The sequence below is a fragment of the Myxococcus sp. CA039A genome, from assembly GCF_013336645.1.
GTDB lineage: Bacteria > Myxococcota > Myxococcia > Myxococcales > Myxococcaceae > Myxococcus > Myxococcus llanfairpwllgwyngyllgogerychwyrndrobwllllantysiliogogogochensis.
In genome coordinates this window covers 1-425 of sequence record NZ_JABUMQ010000798.1, presented here as the reverse complement: position 1 = coordinate 425, position 425 = coordinate 1, and the positions used below count along the sequence as shown (strand labels likewise).

Below are 425 nucleotides of genomic sequence, written 5' to 3'. Positions count from 1 at the left end.
ACAGCAGGAAGAACGGAACTGGTGGGATGACGGCGCCCCACACCACCAGGCTCACCACATTCACCGGCCCGATCCGCTTGGTGACGATATTGCCGCTGGCCCACGAAAACGCAGCGCACAGCGTCAGCAGGAAGCCGGCGGTGGTCATGCCCGTGACCGAGCCGCCACCCGCCATACCGATGACGGCCAGGCCGCTCGCGGCCACCGCCATGCCGGCCAGGTGGAACCAGCGGATCGGCTCGCGCAGCACGATGGCGGCAATCGTCAGCGTAAAGAACGCCTGCGACTGCAGCACCAGCGAGGCCAGCCCCGCCGGCATGCCCACATACATGGCGGAGAACAGGAACGCGAACTGCCCGAAGCTGATGGTGGCGCCGTAAGCCACCAGCCACTTGAGCGCAATCTTCGGGCGCGGCACGAACAGC

1 protein-coding gene is annotated in these 425 nt (G+C 66.8%); it reads right to left on the bottom strand.

What is annotated here, in order from left to right; all coding sequences use genetic code 11:
• On the bottom strand, positions 1–425 hold a 425-nt coding region (locus tag HR086_RS47645), incomplete at both ends, for an EamA family transporter (RefSeq protein WP_174468985.1).